17 protein-coding genes are annotated in these 22635 nt (G+C 63.1%); all 17 read right to left on the reverse strand.

What is annotated here, in order from left to right:
• Nucleotides 1-33: 33 nt before the first annotated feature.
• Nucleotides 34-1839, reverse strand: a complete 1806-nt coding sequence (locus JFU58_RS23050) for an ABC transporter ATP-binding protein (protein ID WP_201142462.1) — start codon at nucleotides 1837-1839, stop codon at nucleotides 34-36.
• A 290-nt stretch (nucleotides 1840-2129) separates the two neighbouring features.
• On the reverse strand, nucleotides 2130-2642 hold the full coding sequence (locus JFU58_RS23055; RefSeq protein WP_177027403.1) for a GNAT family N-acetyltransferase: 513 nt from the start codon (nucleotides 2640-2642) through the stop codon (nucleotides 2130-2132).
• Nucleotides 2642-4081 (reverse strand): MFS transporter, encoded by a 1440-nt coding sequence (locus JFU58_RS23060; RefSeq protein ID WP_063031611.1) that lies wholly within the window; start codon nucleotides 4079-4081, stop codon nucleotides 2642-2644. The genes JFU58_RS23055 and JFU58_RS23060 overlap by 1 nt, the downstream gene beginning before the upstream one ends.
• A complete protein-coding gene (locus JFU58_RS23065; RefSeq protein WP_201142463.1) occupies nucleotides 4078-5286 on the reverse strand; it encodes an acyl-CoA dehydrogenase family protein in 1209 nt (402 codons plus the stop codon). Before JFU58_RS23065 ends, JFU58_RS23060 begins: the two co-directional genes overlap by 4 nt.
• Before the next feature lie 20 nt (nucleotides 5287-5306).
• Nucleotides 5307-7022 carry a dipeptide ABC transporter ATP-binding protein gene (locus tag JFU58_RS23070; protein ID WP_201142464.1) on the reverse strand — a complete coding sequence of 572 codons (1716 nt, stop codon included), beginning with the start codon at nucleotides 7020-7022 and terminating at the stop codon, nucleotides 5307-5309.
• The gene (locus JFU58_RS23075) at nucleotides 7019-7882 is read right to left on the reverse strand and encodes an ABC transporter permease (protein WP_076016009.1); all 864 of its coding nucleotides are present in this window, start codon (nucleotides 7880-7882) and stop codon (nucleotides 7019-7021) included. Before JFU58_RS23075 ends, JFU58_RS23070 begins: the two co-directional genes overlap by 4 nt.
• Nucleotides 7879-8859 (reverse strand): ABC transporter permease, encoded by a 981-nt coding sequence (locus tag JFU58_RS23080; RefSeq protein WP_093199022.1) that lies wholly within the window; start codon nucleotides 8857-8859, stop codon nucleotides 7879-7881. Before JFU58_RS23080 ends, JFU58_RS23075 begins: the two co-directional genes overlap by 4 nt.
• On the reverse strand, nucleotides 8856-10517 hold the full coding sequence (locus JFU58_RS23085; protein ID WP_201142465.1) for an ABC transporter substrate-binding protein: 1662 nt from the start codon (nucleotides 10515-10517) through the stop codon (nucleotides 8856-8858). Before JFU58_RS23085 ends, JFU58_RS23080 begins: the two co-directional genes overlap by 4 nt.
• Before the next feature lie 980 nt (nucleotides 10518-11497).
• Entirely contained in the window at nucleotides 11498-12805 is a 1308-nt protein-coding gene (locus JFU58_RS23090; RefSeq protein ID WP_201139778.1) for an IS4 family transposase, read from the reverse strand.
• A 162-nt stretch (nucleotides 12806-12967) separates the two neighbouring features.
• The gene (locus JFU58_RS23095; protein ID WP_201142466.1) at nucleotides 12968-13483 is read right to left on the reverse strand and encodes a GNAT family N-acetyltransferase; all 516 of its coding nucleotides are present in this window, start codon (nucleotides 13481-13483) and stop codon (nucleotides 12968-12970) included.
• A 41-nt stretch (nucleotides 13484-13524) separates the two neighbouring features.
• On the reverse strand, nucleotides 13525-14925 hold the full coding sequence (locus JFU58_RS23100) for an LLM class flavin-dependent oxidoreductase (RefSeq protein WP_177026030.1): 1401 nt from the start codon (nucleotides 14923-14925) through the stop codon (nucleotides 13525-13527).
• A gap of 37 nt (nucleotides 14926-14962) precedes the next feature.
• Complete coding sequence (locus JFU58_RS23105; protein WP_177026029.1) at nucleotides 14963-16621, reverse strand: dipeptide ABC transporter ATP-binding protein; 1659 nt, start codon at nucleotides 16619-16621, stop codon at nucleotides 14963-14965.
• A complete protein-coding gene (locus JFU58_RS23110) occupies nucleotides 16618-17481 on the reverse strand; it encodes an ABC transporter permease (RefSeq protein WP_063031624.1) in 864 nt (287 codons plus the stop codon). The genes JFU58_RS23105 and JFU58_RS23110 overlap by 4 nt, the downstream gene beginning before the upstream one ends.
• 15 nt (nucleotides 17482-17496) lie before the next feature.
• Nucleotides 17497-18549, reverse strand: a complete 1053-nt coding sequence (locus JFU58_RS23115; RefSeq protein WP_063031627.1) for an NADP(H)-dependent aldo-keto reductase — start codon at nucleotides 18547-18549, stop codon at nucleotides 17497-17499.
• 32 nt (nucleotides 18550-18581) lie between these two features.
• The gene (locus tag JFU58_RS23120; protein WP_201142467.1) at nucleotides 18582-19835 is read right to left on the reverse strand and encodes an acyl-CoA dehydrogenase family protein; all 1254 of its coding nucleotides are present in this window, start codon (nucleotides 19833-19835) and stop codon (nucleotides 18582-18584) included.
• Between the two features lie 23 nt (nucleotides 19836-19858).
• On the reverse strand, nucleotides 19859-20791 hold the full coding sequence (locus JFU58_RS23125) for an ABC transporter permease (RefSeq protein ID WP_093199041.1): 933 nt from the start codon (nucleotides 20789-20791) through the stop codon (nucleotides 19859-19861).
• Complete coding sequence (locus tag JFU58_RS23130; RefSeq protein WP_201142468.1) at nucleotides 20788-22491, reverse strand: ABC transporter substrate-binding protein; 1704 nt, start codon at nucleotides 22489-22491, stop codon at nucleotides 20788-20790. The genes JFU58_RS23125 and JFU58_RS23130 overlap by 4 nt, the downstream gene beginning before the upstream one ends.
• Nucleotides 22492-22635: the final 144 nt, after the last annotated feature.

A 22635-nucleotide genomic window follows, 5' to 3' on the forward strand; every position in this document is an offset into this window, starting at 1 on the left:
TGCACTGCGCGGCGTACCCGGTACGCCGCCTGATCACATTGCGACTTCATCCAGCGCATCGCTGAACTGGCGACTCCACAACCGCGCATATTGCCCGCCCTGACGCAGCAGCTGTTCGTGGCTGCCGTCCTCGATCACCCGGCCATTGTCGAACACCAGGATTCGGTCCAGATGGGCCACGGTGGACAGCCGGTGCGCCACCACCAGCACGGTCTTGTCTTCCATGATTTCGTCGAGCTTGTCCTGGATAAAGCGCTCGGTGATCGAGTCCAGACTTGAAGTGGCTTCGTCCATCACCAGGATCGGCGCGTTCTTCAGCAACACCCGGGCAATCGCAATGCGCTGACGCTGGCCGCCGGACAACTTGACCCCACGCTCGCCCACCAGCGACTCGTAGCCGTGTTCCATGCTGTCGATAAACTCACTGGCGCCGGCGCGGTGGATCGCCTCGGCGACCTCGTCCATCGAGGCATCCAGGCGGCCGTAATGGATGTTTTCGCGAATGCTGCGGTGGAACAGGCCGGGCTCCTGGGGAATCAGGCCGATCTGCTGGTGCAGCGAATGCTGGGTGACGTCGCGCACGTCCTTGCCGTCCACCAGCACCTGGCCTTGCTGTACGTCGTAAAGACGTAGCAGCAGGCTCAGCAGCGTCGACTTGCCGGAACCCGAAGCGCCCACCAGGCCGACTTTTTGGCCGGCGGGAATCACGATATTCAGGTGTTCGAAAATCGGCCGGCCAGCGCCGTAGCTGAAGCCCACGTCGCGAAACTCGATATCGCCGCGCTTGACCTGCAGCGCCTTGGCACCGGGCTGGTCGATGACTTCATGGGGGCGAATCAAGGTGCGCACGCCATTGGCGATATTGCCGGTGGCTTCGAAGAATTCGAGAAAGCGTCGCGACAGGTTTTCCACATCGCTGATGATCAACAACGAAAGGCTGGTGGACATGACAAACGCAGCAATGTCGATACGGTGGCTGCGCCACAGGTAGAGCGCCAGCAATAACAAGCCGAGCTTAAGCACTACGCCACAGGAAGCCTGGAACCAGCGAATTTTCTCCATATACCCCAGGGATCGGTAGGCAGCCGCCACCTCCTTGTCGAGGAAAGTGCCGAGGTAACTGTGCTCGAACGCGTGGCGCGCAAACAGACGAATATTGGCCAGGTTGGAGACCGCATCCACCACCTTGCCGGTACTGGTGCTGCGCGCTGCCGAATATTGTTGGGCCAGAGGATGGCTGCGGCGTGCGAGCACGTAACAGATGGCGATGAACGCCACCGACCACCCCGCCATGAACAGCGCCAACAACGGCGATGCGGTCCATAGCAAGGCCGTGGCCAGGCTCAGCGTCACCAGCAGCGGGATCAGGTCGAACAACAAGATGCTCAGGGTCTGATTCACCCCCAGAGTAATTTCCGCCACCCGATGCGCCAGCGCCCCGGCGAACTCATTGCTGATGAAACGATGGGAATGCTGTTGCAGATAAGCGAACACCACATGCGTCACCGTACGCCGCTGCAACGGCAAGACGTGAATATGGCAGCCTGCGGATGCGCGGGTAAACAATACCTGGCACACCAGTAGCGCGCTTAGCAGTGTCAGTGGCCATTGCAGCACTTCAAAGGCGCGCTCAGCCTCTAAGCCGTTGCTGACGGTGCGGGTGATCTGCCCCAGCCCCCAGGGCGTCAGAATCGAACACACCACGGCGGCAATCTGCAGCAGCAGGATCGCCAGGTACCACCCTTTGAAATGACCGATGAAATGCCGCACAAACGCCGCCGGCGTCGACGGCAAGTGTTGGACATTCCAGGTGCGAAACAATGAAAAAGACGAGCTCATGGCCAATGACATTCCTGAATGACGCCTGTGGCCGCGCAGCTTTCAGGCAAAAATGGTGAGTGTGATCGTTCCCACGCTCTGCGTGGGAATGCATCCGGTGACGCTCTGCGTCACGATTTTAAGAGCGGACGCAGAGCGTCCAGAGCGGCATTCCCACGCAGAGCGTGGGAACGATCTCAAATTCCCCTGTGGCGAGGGAGCTTGCTCCCGCTGGAGTGCGAAGCGCTCCCAGGATTTTGGGGCCGCTGCGCAGCCCAGCGGGAGCAAGCTCCCTCGCCACAGGTTCAGCGTCACTTTTGGGATTGGTAGCGAACTTCCTCCAGCTCACAACCGCCCCGAGTAAGGGTGCGGCTTGATTCGGCCTGCGCTATCCATCCTGCATTTTGGTAAAAGCGCACTGCCCGCCGGTTTTCAGCTAGCACCCACAACGTCGCCGTCTCCAGCCCCAGGCTCGCGAGATGTTGCAGGCCCCTGAGCCACAGCGCCCTGCCCACTCCGGTTCCCCAGTGCTCGGCCAGCACATACAGCGCCTGCACTTCACCGGTTTTACCGGGATCGACATCCTCATCACGGCTCGGGCTGACGACAATCCAGCCCACCACACGCCCCCCGACCTCCGCGACAAACACGGCTTCGTTCCCCTGCTCAATCGACTGCCGCCAAAAGGCTTCACGCCGAGGCTGTGTCGCCTCCAGCGAAGCCAGGTAATCCGCAGGCATCAACTCACGATAAGCCTGCTGCCAACTACGAATGTGCACCCAGGCAATGTCACCCGCGTCTTCGATACGTGCTGCCCGAATCATCAAATTCCCTCTGCGCGTTTTGCATAAATCGCCGAGCCCGCCTGCGGCGACAGCCTGCGATAAACCAGTCCCGATAATCCACACAGCAATCCGGCCCCCACCATGATCCAGGCGATATCACTCTGCTCGACCGTGGCATGCCCGCGCATGGCCATGATCAAGCCGAGTAGTCCCGCCGCGATGCCCACCGACAAACTCAAGGTCAGTTGAATGGTCATCGCCGACAGGCTGCTGGCACGGCTGGATTGCTCCGGCGGCACGTCGGCATAGGTCAACGCCCCGAGGGTGCTGAATTGCAGCGAGCGAATGATCCCGCTGCCAAATAACACCAGTATTACAAGCCAGTAAGGTGTTGATACCTCGAACAGGCTGCACGCCAGGAGGGTTGCACCGGTGAGCACGGCATTGCTGATCAAGGTGCGGCGGAAGCCGAAGCGGCTGACAATCCGCACCGCCAGCATCTTCATCAGGAACGCGCCCACACCACCGGCCACACTCAGCAGCCCGGCCTGCAACGGGTTAAGCCCGAAACACAGCTGAAACAGCAGCACCAGCAAAAACGGCTGTGACGCGCTGCCGATGCGCATCAGGTTGCCGCCCCAGAAGCTCACCGCGAAGGTGGGTATTTTCAACAATGAAAAATCGATCAACGGGTGCGCCGTCCGCCGCGCATGCCGGACATACAGCCAGGCGCTCAACAACCCGCCGCCAATCAGCAACAACGCCCACTGGCGCGGCAACAGGCCGTGGCCCAGTACCTCGAAGCCGAATACCAGCCCGCCCAATGCCACACCGCTGAGCAACAGGCCGGGAACGTCCAATGGCTGGCCGGGCGTCCCGGAATAGTCCGGGATGTAGCGCAGCACCAGGATCACCCCGAGCACGCCGATTGGCAGGTTGATCAGGAAGATCCAGTGCCACGACAGCACCGTCACCAGCAGCCCGCCCAACGGCGGCCCCAGCAACGGCCCCACCAGCGCCGCCACTGTCAGGTACGACATGGCGCGCAGCAGGTTTTCCCGCGCCGACCAGCGCAGCAGGATCACCTGCCCCACCGGCACCATCATCGCGCCCGAAGCCCCCTGGGCCAAACGCGCCAGGGACAACTGCAGCAACGAGCCCGAGCAGGCACAGGCCACCGACGCCAGGGTGAACAGCACGATGGCACTGATAAACACCCGGCGCGGCCCGAACCGGTCGGCCGCCCAACCGCTCACCGGCACGAACAGCGCCACCGCCAGCAGGTACAGCGACACCACCAGGTTCATGCGCACGCTGGGCTCGCCGAAATCCTGGGCCATCTGCGGCAGCGCCGTGAGCACCGCCGTGGCGTCGATCAGTTCCATGAACAGCGCACAGCCGATGATCATCGGCACCCGGCGCGCATGCCCGGTGCCTACCTCGCCCAAGGGGTGTGAAAGATCGAGGGCTTTGTTCAAAACAGCCCCGAGGTCGGTGGCGGCGTGCCCTTGAGTTGCCAGGCGCCCACGGCCGCGGCTTTCCAGTGTCGGGGGTTGTGGTTGGCCACGGTGCGCGCGTTGCGCCAGTGCCGATCCAGGTTATGGGCGCGGCCAGTGGTGGAGGCGCCACCGACGTCGAACACCAGCTCGGCGGCTTTGAGTGCCGACTCCGCCGCGATGTATTGCGCCTGGGCCACATCCACTGCCGCCTGGTCGACGGCCACCGCATCAAGATCCGCAGCCCAGGCGCGGTCGATGGAGTCCGCCGCGTGCAGCACCACCGCTTCGGCGGTAAAGGCCCGGGCCGAAACGTCGCCCACGCTCAGTTCCACGTACGGGTCGTCCACCGAACGCGTGGCGCTGCTGTGCTTGATCGGCCGCGCATGCTCCTTGGCAAAGGTCACTGCGTCGTTCAGCGCATTGCGCGCAATACCGGCCTGCACCGCCGCGAGGAACACTTGCAGGAACGGCGTGACAATCGTGCGCTTGCCCTCCTCGACGGTGCGGGTGCGGATCTCACTGGCCAACACCTGCACATCATGCAGGTGGGTGGTGCCACTGGCGGTCAGGCGCTGGCCCATGGCGTCGAAATCATCCAGCAACTCCAGGCCCTGGCGGTCGCGGGGCAGGATGAACGATACGGGCTGGTCATTCTCGTCCAGGGCAACGGCGCTGACCCAATCGGCATACAACGAACCGGTGCTGTAGTACTTGCTGCCGGAAGCGCGAAAGTGCTCGCCGTCACGCACGATGCGCGCACTGATGGAACCGTTGGCACCGCCGACTTCCCAACCGGCATTGCCGATCACGGCGCCTTGCAGGTAGCGCCCGAACCAACGCTCGCGCTCCTCCTCTGCCCCCTCAGCGCGGGACGCCAGCAGGCCTTCGACAAATCCGAAACCGGGACGCAGGGCCTGGGCCACGTTGGAGTCGGCCGAGGCGATGCGAATCAGCAAGGCAATCACGTCCTTGACCGTCCCACCGGCGCCGCCAAACCGCTTGGGAATCCGCAAGGTAAACAACCCGGCCTTGGCGATCTGCGCCACGGCCTCATAGGGCAGTTGGCGGTCACGCTCACGTTGCGCAGCGCCGGCGGCAATCTGCGGCAAGATGCGATCGGCACGGGCGTTCAGTTCGGCCACCGTCACAACCGGCGGCGTGGGTACAGCAGACAACTTGCTCATGGCACTTCCTTGATTCAGGTCTAGATGGCGATTTTCCACAGGCGCGATTCATCAAACAGCCAGCCGGGGTTTTCCGGCTCCAGGGCCGGCACCACCAGCTGCGTACCGCTGCCGGGCAGGCGCGGCACTGCGCCCAACAGGCGTTGGGTGTATTCGTGTTGAGGGGATTCGAACAACGTTTCGACGCTGGCGCTTTCCACTACCTGGCCGTGGCGCATCACCAGCACCTCGTCGCTGACGTGGCGGATCACCCCGAGGTCGTGGGAAATAAACAGGTAGGCCAGGCCCAGCGAGGCTTGCAGGTCGGCCAGCAAATCCAGGACCTGGGCCTGCACCGACACGTCCAGCGCCGACACCGGCTCGTCACAGATAATCACCTTGGGGTTGCTGGCAATCGCCCGGGCAATCGCCACGCGCTGGCGCTGCCCGCCCGACAGTTGCAACGGTCGGCGCTCGGCCAATTGCGGCGCCAGCCGTACCTGGTCGAGCAACTGTGTCACGCGGGCCGCCTGTTGCTCGGCGTCGATACCGGCAACGTCCAACGCATCACTGAGGATCTGCCCCACCGTCCAGCGCGGGTCGAACGAACTCAGCGGGTCCTGATAGATCACGCTGATGTCGCGGCGATGCACACGGCGGGTCTTTTCCTCGACCCGCTCGGTACCTGTCGCGGCCCATGGCTGGTCGAGAAAACGCACCTCGCCGGCATCCGGTTGCAGCAAGCCGAGGGCGATGCGCGCCACGGTGGTTTTGCCGGAGCCGGATTCACCGACGATGCCCAGGGTGCGACCGGCGCGCAGCTCGAAGCTGACGTTATCCACCACCTGGCGCGATTGTTGATCGGGGCCGACATACCGCTTGCCCAGGCCAGATGCCTTGAGCAGCACCGGCGAATCCGCGCCAGGCCGTGGTTGCGCGACAGCATTGCTGCGCTCCGGCGACAGGCGTGTGCCACGGGCATGCTCGGCGGGCACCGCATCCAGCAACGAGCGGGTGTAGGCGTGGCGCGGGTTGAGCAGCACCTGATCCATCGGCCCCTGCTCCACCACTTCGCCGTGCCGCAGCACCAGCACCTCATCCGCCAGTTGCGCGACCACCGCCAGGTCATGGCTGATGATCAGCAGCGAATCGCCACGGGCCTTGATCTGCTGCAACACCTGCAGAATCTGCGCCTGCACCGTGGCATCCAGCGCGGTGGTCGGTTCATCGGCGATCACCAGGCCGGGGTTCAATGCGAGTGCACTGGCTATCAGCGCACGCTGGCGCAGGCCGCCGGAGAGTTGATCGGGACGCTGGCGGGCACGCAGTTGCGGTTCGGGTACGCCCACCAGGTCCAGCAGTTCGATGACCCTTTCGCCACGGCTGCGACGGTCGCCCCAGCGATGGATCTCCAGCACCTCAAGAATCTCCTTGCCCACCGGCCGCAACGGGTCGAGGGACACCAGCGCGTCCTGCAACACGAAGCCGATGCCATTGCCACGCAAACGACGCCAGCCCCGCTCCGACAGGCTGAGCAAATCCACCCCGTCATAGCTCAAGGTACGTGCGGTAACCCTGGCACCGGCACCTGCGAGGCCGATCAGACTGCGGGCGGTGACGCTTTTGCCGGAACCGGATTCACCCACCAGCGCCAGGGTCTTGCCCGGTTCCAGAGTGAAAGACAAATTGCGCACGACGGACTGCCCGGCAAACTCGATGGACAGGCCTTCAACGATCAAGCGTTTCTGGTCGCTCATGAAAGACGGCCCTCCAGGCGTTGTTGCAGGTAACGGCCAGTGACCGTGGTCGACAGGGTGGTGAGAACGATGAACAGGCCGGGGAAGAACGTCAGCCACCAGGCGTTGGCGATAAAGTCGCGGCCCATGGACAACATGGTCCCCCACTCCGGCGCCGGCGGGCGGGCGCCCAGGCCGAGAAAGCTCAGGGCCGAGGCCCAGACAATCGCCTGGCCCACGCCCATGGTCAGGGTCACGATCAACGGACGCATGGCGTTCGGCAGCAACTGGCGCAGGATGATGCGCAGCGGCGGATGCCCAAGAGCCCGGGCAGCTTCGATATAGCCCGCGTTACGCACCGCAAGCACCTGGCCACGGACCATCCTTGCGTAACCCGGCGCACTGCCAAGCCCAGTGGCGACAATCAGAGGGCCGATGCCGCTACCGAAGATCGCCACGAACAGCAGCGCCAGGATCAGGCTCGGAAACGCAAACAGCACTTCCAGCAACCAACCCACGCCACGGTCCACCCGCGCGCCGCCAAGGCCGCCCAGCAGACCGAGAACGATGGCGATGCTCATGGCAATCGCCGTGGCTGCCAGACCGATAAACAACGACTGGCGAGTGCCGTAGATCACCCGCGAAAAAATATCCCGTCCCGACTGATCGGTGCCGAACCAGTGGGCCAGGCTCGGCGAATGAAATGCGTCGCGGGGCACGATGGCCAGCGGGTCGCTGTAGGCGAACAACTGCGGCACCAGCGCCGCGACAATCACCAGCAGCAAAAAGGTAATCGCCAACAGCGGACCGAGGCGCAGGGTGCGAGTGGTGCGCTGAATCCGCAGCGCGGGCAGCGGTGTTTCCAGGGTCAGGCCGCTCATGCTGGAAGCTCCTGTTGGCGAGGGTCGACCCACAGGTACAGCAGGTCGACCAGAATATTGGCGAGCACGTAACCGGCGGCGACCACCAGGCTGATGCCGATGGTCAGCGGCAGGTCCTGTGCCTGCACCGCCTGGTACAACTGGCGGCCGAGGCCCTTGCGGGAAAAGATCACTTCGATCACCACGGCGCCGCTGATCAGCGCGCCGATGGCCCAACCCGACAGCGAGATGCCCGGCAACACGGCGTGGCGCAACGCGTGTTTGAAGCGCACGTTGAAGTCACTCAGGCCACGGGTGCGGGCGGTCAGGATGAAGGGTTGGTCGAGGGTCAGGTCCAGGGATTCGCGGGTGACCTGGGCGATAAACCCGGCCAGCGGAATCGCCAGGGCGAACGACGGCAGCACCAGGGTGCGCCAGCCATCACTGCCCGCCGGCGGGAACAGCCGCAGGCCGAACGCAAACACCGCCAGCAACAGAATCCCCAGCCAGAAGTGCGGCAACGCGGCGGCCAGGGTTTCGGCGAGGGAAGCCAGGCTGGCCACCCAGCGTCGGCGCCCCGCCGTCAGCACCGTCAGCGCCAGCACCAGGACCCAGGCGAGTGCGAGAGAGGTCAGGGTCAGTTCCAGGGTCGGCCAGGATTGCTCGGCGAGGACGCGGGTCACCGGCAGGTGCTGGGAATAGGAAACCCCCAGGTCACCTTGCACCAACCGCCCGAGGTACAGCGCATATTGCACCGCCAGAGGCTTGTCGAGACCGTATTCGCGAGTGGCTTCAGCGATGGTTTCAGCAGTGGGATTGCCACTCGGGCCGCCGAGGATCGCCAGCACCGGATCACCGGGCATCAGGCGCAAGGCAAAGAAAGTCAGCGTGGCCACCGCCCAGAGCACCAGCACCCCGCCGGCAAGACGCCACAGCGCACGTTTGCCGAGCCGGGCCAGGCGCTCGTGGCGTGGGTTGGCAAGTGATGGACTGCTCATTTGTTCACCCATGCGTCATAGAGATATGTCACCGCCAGCGACGGCTCCAGCCGCACGCCCTGGGTGGTCTTGTAGATACCCAGCCGCGTGCTTTGCGGGTAGGTGGTCAGTTGCAGGTACTGGCTGGAAGCGATTTTCTGCGCCTGGTAATACAGGGCCCGGCGCTGCTCGCTGTCCTGGGTGGTGAGGGCCTGCTGGATCAGCGTGTCGAAGGCCGGATCACTGAAGCCTGCGGTGTTCTGGTGGTAACCCCCGACGCCTGCCGGACGGATGAACTCGCTGCCAAAGATGATCCGCAGCACGTCGGCGGTGTTGGTGTTCCAGTAGCCGAGGCGAATGTCGTAGTCCCAGTCGGCCTGGCGTTTGGTGGCCTGCACGTCACTCATCTGGTCGACGATCAGCTCGAAGCCGACCTGCCGGGTGGTGGCCTGCACCTGCTCCCACAAGGTGTATTCCGACGGTGGCGTGCGGTTGCCCATCACCACGTGAACTTGCAGGCGCTTGCCGTCCTTGGTGCGATAGCCCTCGCTGTCGCGCTGGGTCCAGCCGGCTTGATCGAGCAACTGCGCGGCACGGGCCGGGTCGTAATCCTGGGCGTGCTGGAACTCCGGGCTGTAGAAGCGCGTGGCCGGGCTCAACGGCCCACCGGCGCGGGGGAATTCGTTGAAGTACACGCTCTTCAACGCGCCCTCGATGTCGGAACTGCGCACGAAGGCTTCGCGCACCCGCAGGTCATCGAACGGCGCACGGGTGATGTTCAGCGTGCCGTTGGTGGGATTGCCGGGGCGTTGGGCGATCACCAGGGTCAGGTCCGGGTTGCGTCGCGCGGCCTCGTGGGATTCGGGAGGCAAGGCTTCGATTACGTCGACCTCGCCGGCCTGCAAGGAGGCGAAGCGCACGGAAGGTTCCTGGATGAACTTCCAGACGATCCGGTCGAGCCAGGCCGGGCCTTGGTGCTTGGCGGTGGGTGGGGCCCAGTTGTAGTCGGGGTTGCGCACCAGTTCGACCTGGCTTTGGCGGTCCCAGCGCACGACCTTGAACGGGCCGCTGCCGACCGGGCTTTCGCAGTTCACGTCGCGGGAGCGCAGCAGTGCGGTGGGGGACTCGATGCCGAGGAAGCCTTGGGCCAACACTTCCAGAAACGCGGCGTAAGGCGTGGCGAGGTGCACCACTGCGGTGTATTCGTCGAGCACGTCGGTGCTGCGGTATTGGCGGATGTAGCCGCCTGCAGTGCTGGATTGGGTCTTGGGGTTGGCCATGTGGTCGAGGTTGGCCTTGACCGCTGCGGCGTTGAACGGGGTGCCGTCGGTGAAGTGCACGTCGTTGCGCAGGTGGAAGGTGTAGGTCAGGCCGTCGGGGGAGACTTCCCAGGTCTTGGCGAGCCAGGGGCCGATGCGGCCGTCGGTGTCCATTGAGACCAGGGAGTCGAGGTATTGCTGGGCGACGAACACCTGAGGCATGTCGCCGGCCACATGGGGGTCGAGGCAGGTGGGTTCGCGGTCGGTGGCGTAGACCAGGGTGCCGCCCTTTACCGGTTGGTCACTGCGGGTGACGGTGGAGCTGCTTTGGCCGCAGCCGAGCAGCAGGCTGCAGAGTGTGGCGGTGCCGATGAGGAGCAACGGGCTGGATCGTCGCGGGTAAGGGGCGGGTTCTTGCATGATTGGAGAGGCCTAAAGTCCGGGAACTGGGTCATTGCACAAGGCATGCCGGGTTTTTGGGGCCGTAAACAGGGGGCATTGGGGGTTTAGGTGATGGCTGAAAACGACAATGTGTGCGGCAACTGTTGGCCAGGCAACATCTGGCCTTGGGGGGAGTACATATCCGTTGCTGCGGTAACGGCCACTTATGGTTCCGCTCTTACAGCGGCTCACTTTTGAACAGCGCAAAAGTAAGCAAAACGCTCTTGCCCCACCACTCGGCACCTCGCCCAGGCTCGGTGTGCCCTCACTCCGGCTTTGGACCGTGGGCCGCCGTCATAGGCCATCCATGGCCCAGGACGGCTAACCTGGCGTCCTGCCAGGTTACCCACGCTCCAAAGCCTGCGTTCGGCCAGCGTGGTTTAACGGGGCGCCTAAGATCAAAATCAAGATCAAAAGCAAGAGCACAGCGGCCTACCGGCTGGCTTGAGTGTTAGAAGCCAGATCAAAGGCCAGAGCGAAAGCAGAGCTGCTTTTCTGTGGGAGCTGGCTTGCCTGCGATGCAAACACCTCGGTGCATCAGGTACACCCAGTTGATGCCATCGCAGGCAAGCCAGCTCCCACATTTGACCGTGCCCGCTTTAGCTTTTGATTTGGCTTTTGCTTCACCACACTCAAGCCGGCCGGTAGGCCGCTGTGCTCTTGCTTTTGATCTGGCCTTTGATCTTGATCTGCGGGCCCCGTCAACCACGATGGCCGCAAGTAGGCACGGTGGAGCGGGTAAATCGGCAGGGATGCCGATTTAGCCGCGCCGGGCCATGGATGGCCCGTCGCGGCGGCCCGCGGAACCGGGCCGGAGTGCGGGCATGCCGAGCCTGGGCGAGGCACCGAGTGGTGGGGCAAAGACCTTTTGGTTACTTTTGGGGCGTTTGCCAAAAGTGACCCGCTGTAAGAGCCATCCCTTTCAAGGTCTGCGTTTAAAAGTCCGTTTAAGGCCATGTTTAAGTACGTTTATCCGACTTGGCCGCCTTAAGCACCCTAGCTGTTGAGACATGCGCCCGTGCTGCCTTACCTTCCAGCCACTCCTTGGGCTTGGCTACTTTGGGGCCACGAGGGCTTTTTGCTACGGACTTAGGTTTGATCATCCTTGCCAGGGCCAGCAATCGCTCTGCCAGCCCTTGCGGAGTCTTTTCAAGAGGGAAATTTTCCGCAGGCAATGCGATCTGCAAGCCTTGATAATCACTGCGAACATGCACCGCCAAATGGAAAATCGAAACCTGCCAACCCTCTGGCTGCGTTTCGCGGTGCGCCTGCTCAACGCTACGCTTGAGAACCGACAAAACGTTGTAAGCCAGGACCGCCGAGGCAAAGCCCAATAGCGCGGCTTTCGGGCTGCCAAGGCCTGTAATTTCACTGTCCAGTACCGACTCAAGGCGCTGAAACATTCCCTCGATACTCCAGCGATGACGGTATAAATCGGCTATCTGCCGGGCACCGATGGTGTCGGGCAAATTGCTCCAGAACCACATCACCAAATCACCTGAGTCATTCGCCGTTTGCAGGCTCAACTCAACACGTCGCCAGCGGCGGCCACCCTTCATTTCGATGATTTGTTCGCGAACGGTTCCGCTATCGACCGTCCCTGAGTCTTGCCACTCACTTTCCTGGACCAGGCGTGGATGCTTGCTGGGTTGGCGAACGATGAACGAAGCCCCCGTATCCTCGCAGGCTTGCAGGATGGGCAGCGTGCAATAGAGCCGGTCAGCCATCCACAACTGGCCCGCGCATGCGCGGGCCAGCAGCGGTAAAACACTGACTCGCTCACTGGCGTAGGCATCTTCCCACGGCTGAAGATCAACGACTAAATCCAGATCCGGATCGTAGGCAACTACTGAAAATCCTGGGCGCGCTGCGCCGCGCTCATTGCGCAGAGCGCCTAGACGTTTTTCAGTGGCCGGCAAGTGGTTGCCATCCACAATACGCAACTGCCAGCCGGGCAGGATCGATGAATGGCCGAGCGTTTCGACGGTTGGTATCAAACGCTCGGCACTGCCCGAAATGAGGGCGCGAAGCAGCTCGGGTTCGGTTCGCTTGATCTTGTCATAGAGTGCCGAAACACTGACCGAAAGGCCCTCCATCTTGCGCGCCGCCGCGTGCAACGACGGCCTCAAGCCCAATGAAACAAGGGACATCAGCTCAACAACGGTTGAAAACAAAAGCTCACGTGAGTACTGCCGTTGGCGGTGATCATCGAACACCTTGTCAACCCAAGCGGCATCTACTGCCTGCTCTAATATCAACTTGGTCATGACGCTGGCCGGAGCCTGTTTTTCAAACCGTTCTAAAACCTTTTCCCACATAGTTTCGCCGTCCTGACTGGATTGGTTAGGGGATTTTAAACCAAGACCTTGAAAGGGATGGCTGTAAGAGCGGAACCATAAGCCGCCGTTACCTAAATAACGGATATGTACTCAAACTTCATTTCCCACAAAAACCTTAAGCTGCACCCGATATCGCACCAACGGCAACGGCTCATCATGTTCCACCACAGTCTTAGCCGTATGCGGTTCAGCCACAAACCCAAGCGCCCGATAGAAACCCAGAGCACGCCGATTCCCCTGCACCACCCAAACGGTCGCACTGATAAAACCGGCCTCGATCAACTGCTCCCGAACCCGCCCCCAAAGCCGCGTACCAATCCCCTGCCCCCAGATCCCAGGCAACAGATTAAGCGCACGCAGTTCTCCAGTAACCAGCGGCGCATCCACATCCCGACTGCTACCAAACGACGCCCACGCCACGAGCTCCCCGTCCAACTCCACTACCCACACCGACAAGGTGCCACCACCTATGGCCTGGGCCAGAAACGCCGTGCGCTGTGACACCCCGCTGTTCAGGTCAGCAAGAAAACGCTCGGACAAAATCTCCCGGTACGCAGCCTGCCAGGTCTGCAAATGAATGTGCGCCAGCCGCGGCGCATCATCCACCCTGGCAGCCCTGAAATACAGAGCCCCCTCAGGCACACCACTCACGCCGGAAACCGCAACGGCAACGCCGGCTTCAGCAACGCCGCCGGATCCCGATAACGCGCGCCAAAATGGTCCCCCGGCAACCGCGCCCGCCCAGCCCCAAACAACCGCTCCCGCAGCGTCTCCCCTTCGTTGTACCGCTCACGAAACCGCCCACGACGACGCAACTCCGGCACCACCAATTCAATAAAATCCCGCGCCGTTTCGAACGACAAATACTGCCTCAGGTTAATCCCGTCGATCCCATCCTCATCCAGCCATTTCTCAATCGCATCAGCCACCACCGTAGGTGTACCGGCAACAAAAAAACGCTCACGATTGAAGCCACCAAGCTGGGCCAGAACCGCGCCCACCGTGGAATCCGGTTTATACCGGCTCAAACTCTCCCACCCCTTGACCTGCCGACCCACCAGATCACTGATCAACGTATCCCGCGGATACGCCGTCAAATCAATCGCCGACTGCCCATGAGCCAGCGACGCCTCAACACTCACCAGCTTGCGATAGCTGTCGAGCTTGGCACTCACCTCCTCATCGGTACGCCCGACGATCACCCCCGCCATCACAATAAACTTCAACCCCGCCGGATCGCGATCATGCTCAACTGCCTTCTGCCGCATCGCCTGGATATTCGCCCGCACCGCCGGCGCATCATTGCCCCCGGTAAACACCACTTCAGCATGCCGCCCGGCAAACTCGATACCCGCCGGTGACCCGGTGGCCTGGAACAACACCGGCGTACGTTGCCGCGAAGGCTGGCACAGGTGCGGACCGGCAACCTTGAAGTGTTCGCCCACATGGTTGATGTAGCGCACCTTGTCCGGGTCGGTGTAGATCCGGCGCTCGCGGTCGACAATCACCGCGTCGTCGTCCCAGGAGCCTTCCCAAAGTTTGTACAACACGTCCAGATATTCGTCGGCGATCTCGTAGCGGTGATCATGGACCACCTCAGTGTCGTGCCCGAAGTTGCGCGCCGCGTTCGGCAGGTACGAGGTGACGATGTTCCAGCCCACCCGCCCCTTGGTCAGGTGATCGAGGGTACTCATGCGCCGCGCGAAGGCGAACGGCGGTTCGTAGGTGGTGGAAAAGGTCGCGCCGAAACCAAGGTTCTTGGTCACCCCGGCCATCGCCGGAATCACCAGCAGCGGGTCGTTGCTGGGGATCTGCATGCCTTCACGCAACGAGGTTTCAGGGCCATCGCGAAAACGGTCGTAGGTGCCAATCACGTCGGCCAGGAACACACCGTCAAAGGTGCCGTATTCCAGCAATTGCGCCAGCTCGGTCCAGTAGTCGAGGTCGTTGAAGCGGTGCCGGTTGTTGTCCGGGTGCACCCACAAACCATGGACGATGTGACTGACGCAGTTCATCTCAAACAAATTCACGTGCAGTTGCTTGGGCACCTGGAGCACTCCTTTCGTAGATACGTTTTCCAATACGTCAGATCGCGACGTTCAGGTAGAACGGGACTGGCGTGTAGTCGGTTTCAAGGGTCGGGATCGCGTCGATCAGCGCGCGGGTATAGGCATGGGCCGGGCGGTCGAACACGGCGCGTACCGAGCCGGACTCCACCACTTCGCCGGCCTTCATCACCAGCACGCGCTCGCTGACGTGGTTGATCACCCCCAGGTCGTGGGAGATGAACAGGCAGGCCAGGCCAAGGCGGCGCTTGAGGTCGTCGAGCAGCTCCAGAATCTGTGCCTGTACCGACACGTCCAGCGCCGAGACCGGTTCATCGCAGATAAGGATTTGGGGCTCGGAAGCCAACGCCCGGGCAATCGCAATGCGTTGGCGTTGGCCGCCGGAGAGTTCGATGGGTCGGCGGGACAAGGCGCTGGCATCGAGGCGCACCAGTTCCAGCAGTTCCAGCGCGCGGTCGCGCCGTGCGTGACGCGGTACACCGGCCACCACCAGCGCTTCGAACAGCACACGCTGCACGGTGTAGCGCGGGTCGAAGGAGCTGAGGGGGTCCTGGAACACCACTTGCACCACACGCCGGGCTTCGCGTTTTTGCCGGGTGTCGAGGTCGGACCAGCGCTGGCCCTTGATCCATACCTCGCCGGCATCGGCGGTTTCCAGGCCGAGTATCAGGCGGGTCAAGGTGGTCTTGCCGCAGCCCGATTCGCCCACTACCCCCAGGGTTTCGCCGCGGCGCAGCTGCAACGACACCTGGTTCAGCACCGTGCGGGTTTTGCCGTCGGGGCCGACAAAGGTTTTGGAGAGATCACGCGCTTCGAGCAGCACCTCGCCTTCGGGAGCAGGCTCGGCTTCGACCGCCGTGAGCAACCGCCGTGTGGGCTGGAAGTGCACGGCCTTGGCCGCCCGCAGCAGCAGTTGCGTATACGGATGACGCGGGTCTTGCAGGACCTGCTCGGTGCTGCCCTCCTCCACGATCACCCCGTGGCGCATCACGGCCACGCGATCGGCCAGGCGCGAGACCACCGACAGGTCATGGCTGACCATCAGCAGCGCATTGTCCTCACCCCGCAGGCTTTCCAGCAGCGCGATAACTTGGGCCTGCACCGTGGCGTCCAGTGCCGTGGTGGGTTCATCGGCAATGATCAGCCGTGGATTGCAGGCAATGGCCGAGGCGATCAGCGCGCGCTGGCGCAAACCGCCGGAGAGCTGCCACGGGTATTGGCTGGCGCGCAGTTCCGGTTCCGGCACGCCGACATCCCGCAGCAGCTCCAGCACCCGCAGGCGGCGGGCTTCCAGACCCAACGTAGTGTGCAGGTGCAACGGTTCTTCGATCTCGGCACCGACGCGGCGCAGTGGGTCCAGCGCGCCGAGGGCATCCTGCATCACAAAGCCGATGCTCGCACCGCGCAGTTGCTGCCAGGCCCGTTCGTTGAGCTGGCGCAGGTCGACGCCCTGGAAGGCCAGCTTGGCGGCCTGGACATGAGCGTCCTTGCCCGTAAGGCCGGCCAGGGTGCGGGCGGTGACGCTTTTGCCGGAGCCCGATTCCCCCACCAGCGCCAGGCATTCACCGCGGTGCAACTGCAGACTGACGCCGTGCAACACCGGCTCGGCCTGGCCGAAACGTACTGTCAGGTCGCGGATGTCGACCAGCGGGCCGAGGGTATGGATGTTCATCGTCATAGGGGCTTTCCTTCGCTGCGGCGCAAGAGTTCGCGGCCGATGGCACTGATGGAGACAACGGTCAGGGTGATGATCAGGGCGGGCCAGGCCACCAGCCACGGCGCGTTGGCCAGGAAGCTGCGCCCGATGGACATCATCCCGCCCCACTCCGGCGCGGGCGGCGGTGCGCCGAAGCCGAGGAAGCTCAAGGCGGCGCCAGCGGTGATCGCGCCGCCGACGCCGATGGTGGCGAGGATCAGCACCGGCTTGAAGGCATTCGGCAGGATGTGCCGCAGCACCACCGCCAGGTGCGATTGGCCGAGGGTGACGGCGGACTCGACGTAGCCCGCGTTGCGCACATTGAGGGTTTGCGCCCGCACCAGCCGCGCATAACGCGGCACGCCGGCGATGCCTATCGCGAGAATCAGGTTGGCCGTGCCCTGGCCGAAAAACGTGATGATCACCAGCGCCAGCAACAGGTCGGGAAACGACAGCAACACGTCGATACCGCGCATCAGGGCGCCATCCAGCCAGCGCGGACCAAGGCCGGCGATCAACCCGAGCAAGGTGCCCCAGGCCAGTCCCAGCGCCGTAGCGGCGATGCCCATGAACAGCGACGAGCGCACGCCATAAATCAACCGGCTGAGCACATCGCGCCCGTTCTCATCGGTGCCCAGCCAATACACGTTGCTCGGTGCCTGGAACGCCAGGCGCGCCGACGCCTCCAGCGGGTCATAGGGGGCCAGCCATTGCGGAACAACGGCGGCCAACAGCAACAGGGCAACAAACACCCCGGCGAGCAACAGGCCGGGCCGCAGCCGGGTCAGCCCGGCAAGACGCAACGGGCGAATGCCGCTCAACGTTTCAATGGTTTGCGTCATGCCAGGCTCCTCGTTCTAGGGCGCAGGGTTGGGAATGCGCTGGTGGATGGCCTGGATCTGCGCCTTGATCTCGTCACTGAGGCTCACGTCCAGCGCGCCGAGGTTGTCGCGCAATTGCGCCAGGCTGGTTTGCCCGGTGAGCGCGCTGGTGACGAAGGGTTTGTCGATGATGAAGGCCAGGGCCAACTGGGCCGGGGTGAGGCCGTGTTGCCGGGCAATTTCCACGTAGCCGGTAATGGCTTCCTGGGCCGAGGCGCTGTCATAGCGGTTGAAGGTGCGGTACACCGCCGACAGCCGCGAACCCTCGGGACGTGCGCCGCCCAGGTATTTGCCGGTGAGCGCACCGAAGGCCAGCGGCGAGTACGCCAGCAGGCCGACGCCTTCGCGGTGGGTGAACTCCGAGAGGCCGCCCTCGTACAGGCGATTCAGCAGGCTGTAGGGGTTTTGCACGCTGGCAATCCGCGGCAGGCCGAGGCGTTCGCTTTGCTTGAGAAACTCGGCCACGCCCCACGGGGTTTCGTTGGAAACGCCGATGTGACGCACCTTGCCGGCCTTGACCTGATCGGCCAGCACCGCCAGGGTTTCCTCGATGGCCACGCTCTGGTTGTCTGCCTGATAGGGGTATTCGCGCTGGCCGAAGATGTTGGTGGTGCGGTCGGGCCAGTGCAGTTGGTAGAGGTCGAGGTAGTCGGTGTTCAGGCGTTTGAGGCTGCCGTCCAGGGCTTCGACGATGTTGCGCCGGTCGTGGTGGCTGAGGCCGTCGCGGATGTGCTGCTGGCTGCTGGGGTCACGGGCCGGGCCGGCGATTTTGCTCGCCAGGATCACCTCGTCCCGGCGACCACTGGCCGCCAGCCAGCTGCCGATGTAACGCTCGGTGGTGCGCCAGGTTTCAGCCTTGGTCGGCGTGGGGTACATCTCGGCGGTGTCGATGAAATTGATACCTTCGGCCAGCGCCAAATCAATCTGTTGATGGGCATCGGTTTCGGTGTTCTGGTGGCCCCAGGTCATGGTGCCCAGGCCCAGCACGCTGACTTGGATGTCGCTGTTGCCCAATTGGCGGTAACGCATGGGTGATCCTTTTTTATTCAAGGGTTGAGGGCTCATACCGCACTCGCTTCGTCGCGGGCGGCCTGCTGCTCGGCGTCGGCGGCTTGCAGACTGCGCCAGGCGGCGTTGGGGGTGACGTCGTTGAGGTAGTAGTTGCCCAGGGCGCGTTCGCGAAAGATCGCCGGGTTATGGGAGGCCAGGGTGCGCGCGTTACGCCAATGCCGGTCGAAGCGACGCGACTCGCTGGTGGCGGAGGCGCCGCCGACTTCGAACAGCAGCGTGGTGGCTTCCAGCACCTGTTCCAGCACGATCTGTTGCGCCTGATAGGCACGGATCTCGGCCTCGGTGTAATGCTGTTCGTTGGCGTAGCCACCCTGCTCTGCTTCGTGCACCTCCTGAAGGACCTCGGCAACGGCCAGCACCTGGGTGCGGGCGGCATAGGCCAGGCTCGACAGGCGACCGATCACCCGCTGCACCAGCGGATCATCCTTGGGGCTCGATTGCCCCGGCACGCCAAACGCGCGGGTGCGGCCTTTGACGAATTCGGTGGCATCGCGCAGCACCGCATTCGCGATGCCGGCCAGGGTCGCCAGGTGGAACAGCTGGTAGAACGCGCTCAGGTAGGACTCGGCGCGCAGCTCGTCTTTCTTGAAGCGTCGCACGATGTGCTGCGCCGGTACGTCGACCGCCTTGAAGCGGGTGGTGCCGCTGCCGGTGAGGCGCTGACCGAAGCCGTCCCAGTCATCCTCGACGGTGACGCCTGGCGCATCGGTACGCACCGCGAGGCTGACAAAATCCTCGCCATCCAGGGCGACGGCGGCGATCCAGTTGGCGTACAGCGTGCCGGTGCAGTAGTACTTCTCGCCGTCCAGCCGCCAGCCGGAATCGACTGCGCTGAGGGTCACCGAGTTGCGGGTGGTATCGGTGCGCTCGGCCATGGCGGCGCCCCACAGTTCGCCGTCGACGACTTTGGCGAACCAGTAATCCTGGGACTCGCTGTCACGGCTGGAAATCCGGCCTTCAACAAACCCGAAATGCGCGCGCACAATCTGCGGCAGGTTTGAATCGGCCTCCCCCAGTTCAATCAACAGGCGAAACAACTGCGGCAAACTCGCGCCCAGGCCGCCCTGGGCCAGGGGCACGCGCAGGGCACCGAAGCCGGCCTCCCGCAGCCACGCCACCGCGTCATGGGCCAGCTCGCGTTGCTGCTCGCGGGCGACGGCGGTGTCGGCTATCCGTGCAAATACGTCGGCAAAACGCTGGTGCAAGTCGACATAACTCACCGCAGCGGGGATCGAAGCACTCATGGTTTTTCCTTCTTCAAAGACACTCACGCCTGATTGGCCCGGGGGTCAATCCAGCGGTTGATCAAATCGACGGCCAGGTTCACCAGCACGTACACCGTGGCCGCAAGCAGGGTCACCCCCAGCACCATCGGCACGTCTTTGTTGCTGGTGGCATCGAGCATCAAGCGCCCGATGCCCTGGCGTGCAAACAGCAATTCCACCACCACCGCGCCGCCCAGCAGGCTGGCGAACACGAACCCGGCCAGGGTCACCAACGGCACCAGCGCGTGGCGCAAGGCATGACGCAGGCGCACGGCGGTTTCGGACAGACCGCGGGCACGGGCCATGGCGATAAAGGGTTGTTCGAGGGTGTCTTCCAGGGACTGGCGCAGCAGTTGGGTCAGCACCGCAGCCACCGGCAAGGCCAGCGCGACCGAGGGCAGGATCAACGAGCGCCAGCCCACGGAACCGGACGGCGGCAACCAGTGCCAATGAAACGAAAACACCAGCAACAGCAGCATGCCGATCACAAACGAAGGCGCCGACGACAGCACCAGTTCGCTGCCGGAGACGACTGAGCGCACCCAGCGCGAACGGTTGGCGGTGAGGATCGCGCACACCAGGGCCAACACCACTGCCAGCAGCGCGGCGCTCAAGGACAGTTGAATGGTGGCGCCGATCTGCTCGGCAATCGCCTGCTGCACCGGAATACGCAGGCGATAGGACTCGCCGAGGTCGCCATGGGCCAGGCGTACCAGGTAATTGCCGTATTGCACGATCAGGGGCTGGTCCAGGCCGTATTCGGCACGCACCCGGGCCAGCAGCTCCGGTGTGGGCATCGAGTCCGGGCCGCCGAGGATTGCCAGCGCCGTATCTCCGCCGCTGAAATTGACGGCGAGAAAGGTCAGCGTCGCAGCGCCCCACAGTACGCCGATGCCCGCCAGCAGGCGCCAGGCGATGGATTTGAACAGGCTCATGGTTGCCCCCGGTCCAGCCAGATGCTGGTGAAGAACGGTACGTTGTGGGAGGTATCAAAAATCACGCCTTGAACTTGCCGGCCATACGCGGTGAGCACCTGGCTTTCCACCGAAGGCACCGCCGGGACGGTCTCGGTCAGGCGCTTTTGTGCTTCGCCGTAGAGCGCCTGCAATTCAACCGAGTCGCGGGATTGGCGAGCGGCGCTGAGTACCCGATCCAGCTCGGCATCACGAAAGCGACCGACGTTCTGGCCGATGATCTTGTCGGTGCTGATGGCCTGGCTGTGATAGAGCACGAACAGGCCGTCGGGTGTGTTGGTGTGCCAGTAACCGCCGGCCAGCGCCTGGAATTTCCCGGCATAGCGTTTCTCGGTCACCCGGGTCAGCGGCAGCATTTCGATGGGCATCTCAAAGCCGACCTTTTTCAGGTCGGCCTGGATGGCCACCGAGACGCTGGCGGGAAACGCCGGGTTGTCATAGGACAGCAGGGTTGCCTTGAGGCGCTGCCCATCCTTCGTGCGATAACCCTGGGCATCGCGCCCGGTCCAGCCGGCGTCGTCCAGCAGCGCATTGGCAGCTTTGACGTCGTAGGCCAGGGCGTCGTTGTTGGGTTGATAAAACCGGGTGTTGGCCGCCAGGAAATCCGCCTTGGCGATGTATTCGCCGAAGCCGGAAATCCACGCCAACCCTTCGCGGTCGATGGCCTTGGCCACTGCGCGGCGCACGCGTACATCGTCAAACGGTGGCTGTTCAACGTTGAAGGTCATGCTGCGGCTCGGGTTGCCTTTGCGGATCCGGCTGCGCATCACCAGGTTCGGGTTGGCACGAATGGCGGCGGCGTTCTGGGCCGGTGCGTCGAGGGCGAAATCCGACTGGCCGGACTCCAGCGCCGTGAAGCGGATCATGGCTTCGGGGACGTAGCTCAACTCGATGCGGTCCAGGTAGGCCTCCCCCTTATGCCTTGTCACCGGTGGTGCCCAGTTGTAGCCGGGGCGCTTGATGAACACCGCACCCTGGTCACGGGTGTAGCTCTGCAACAGGAACGGACCGCTGCCGATGGGATGTTCAGCGATGGTCTTGGGCGCTTCGCGGATCTGTTTTGGCGAGATCATGCTCAGCCAGGACTGCGCCAGCACGTCGAGGAAGGGTGTGTAGGGTTCACGCAAGTGGGCTTCGAAGGTGTAGTCATCGATGACCTTGCCGCTCAGGTATGGCGCGATGTAAGCCGCGGCCAGCGGGGACTTGGTGGCCGGATCGCGCATGTGCTCCAGGTTGGTTTGCAGCGCCTGGGCGTTGAATTTCTCGCCGTCGCTGAAGGTCACGTCATCGCGCAGGTGAAAGGTGTAGGTCTTGCCGTCCTCGGAGATGTCCCAGGAGCGGGCCAGCCATGGGCTGATATTGCCCTGCTCGTCCTGGTACACCAGGCAATCGTAGAGAATTCGGCCCATCCATTGGATGTTGCCGTTGGATAAGGCGTGCACATCGAAACTGCCGGCGTCGGAGGCGGCGGACACTCGCAAAGTTCCACCGCTGCGACCCGGTGACGGCTCATAAAAGTCCGTCGCCGAATAAGTCACCACACCGTTAGTCACAGTGCCATCAGCCACCGAAGTTTCATGTTGTGGTGCCGCAGCCGGTGAACAGGCATTGATCGCCAGGGACAGTGATATAACCGCCGACAGTTTCAGAATGGTTGTCAATGACGCTTCCTTAGAGGAACTCGATAAACACTGAAAGTTTGCAACTACAGGCTGTAATGCAGTGAGCATGCCAGACTTTCAGAAACGCCATCCTGATCACTAAATAGGTACGAAACCCTTACAGACCGGGCAAATCCATAGCAA

Origin of the sequence: Pseudomonas sp. TH34, from assembly GCF_016650865.1 — a bacterium.
Lineage (GTDB): Bacteria > Pseudomonadota > Gammaproteobacteria > Pseudomonadales > Pseudomonadaceae > Aquipseudomonas > Aquipseudomonas yamanorum.

What these genes read in the sequence shown, in the direction of transcription:
- JFU58_RS23050 (WP_201142462.1), bottom strand. Translation starts at nt 1,839, where the DNA reads ATGAGCTCGTCTTTTTCATTGTTTCGCACCTGGAATGTCCAACACTTG.
- JFU58_RS23055 (WP_177027403.1), bottom strand. Translation starts at nt 2,642, where the DNA reads ATGATTCGGGCAGCACGTATCGAAGACGCGGGTGACATTGCCTGGGTG.
- JFU58_RS23065 (WP_201142463.1), bottom strand. Translation starts at nt 5,286, where the DNA reads ATGAGCAAGTTGTCTGCTGTACCCACGCCGCCGGTTGTGACGGTGGCC.
- JFU58_RS23070 (WP_201142464.1), bottom strand. Translation starts at nt 7,022, where the DNA reads ATGAGCGACCAGAAACGCTTGATCGTTGAAGGCCTGTCCATCGAGTTT.
- JFU58_RS23075 (WP_076016009.1), bottom strand. Translation starts at nt 7,882, where the DNA reads ATGAGCGGCCTGACCCTGGAAACACCGCTGCCCGCGCTGCGGATTCAG.
- JFU58_RS23080 (WP_093199022.1), bottom strand. Translation starts at nt 8,859, where the DNA reads ATGAGCAGTCCATCACTTGCCAACCCACGCCACGAGCGCCTGGCCCGG.
- JFU58_RS23085 (WP_201142465.1), bottom strand. Translation starts at nt 10,517, where the DNA reads ATGCAAGAACCCGCCCCTTACCCGCGACGATCCAGCCCGTTGCTCCTC.
- JFU58_RS23090 (WP_201139778.1), bottom strand. Translation starts at nt 12,805, where the DNA reads ATGACCAAGTTGATATTAGAGCAGGCAGTAGATGCCGCTTGGGTTGAC.
- JFU58_RS23105 (WP_177026029.1), bottom strand. Translation starts at nt 16,621, where the DNA reads ATGACGATGAACATCCATACCCTCGGCCCGCTGGTCGACATCCGCGAC.
- JFU58_RS23110 (WP_063031624.1), bottom strand. Translation starts at nt 17,481, where the DNA reads ATGACGCAAACCATTGAAACGTTGAGCGGCATTCGCCCGTTGCGTCTT.
- JFU58_RS23115 (WP_063031627.1), bottom strand. Translation starts at nt 18,549, where the DNA reads ATGCGTTACCGCCAATTGGGCAACAGCGACATCCAAGTCAGCGTGCTG.
- JFU58_RS23120 (WP_201142467.1), bottom strand. Translation starts at nt 19,835, where the DNA reads ATGAGTGCTTCGATCCCCGCTGCGGTGAGTTATGTCGACTTGCACCAG.
- JFU58_RS23125 (WP_093199041.1), bottom strand. Translation starts at nt 20,791, where the DNA reads ATGAGCCTGTTCAAATCCATCGCCTGGCGCCTGCTGGCGGGCATCGGC.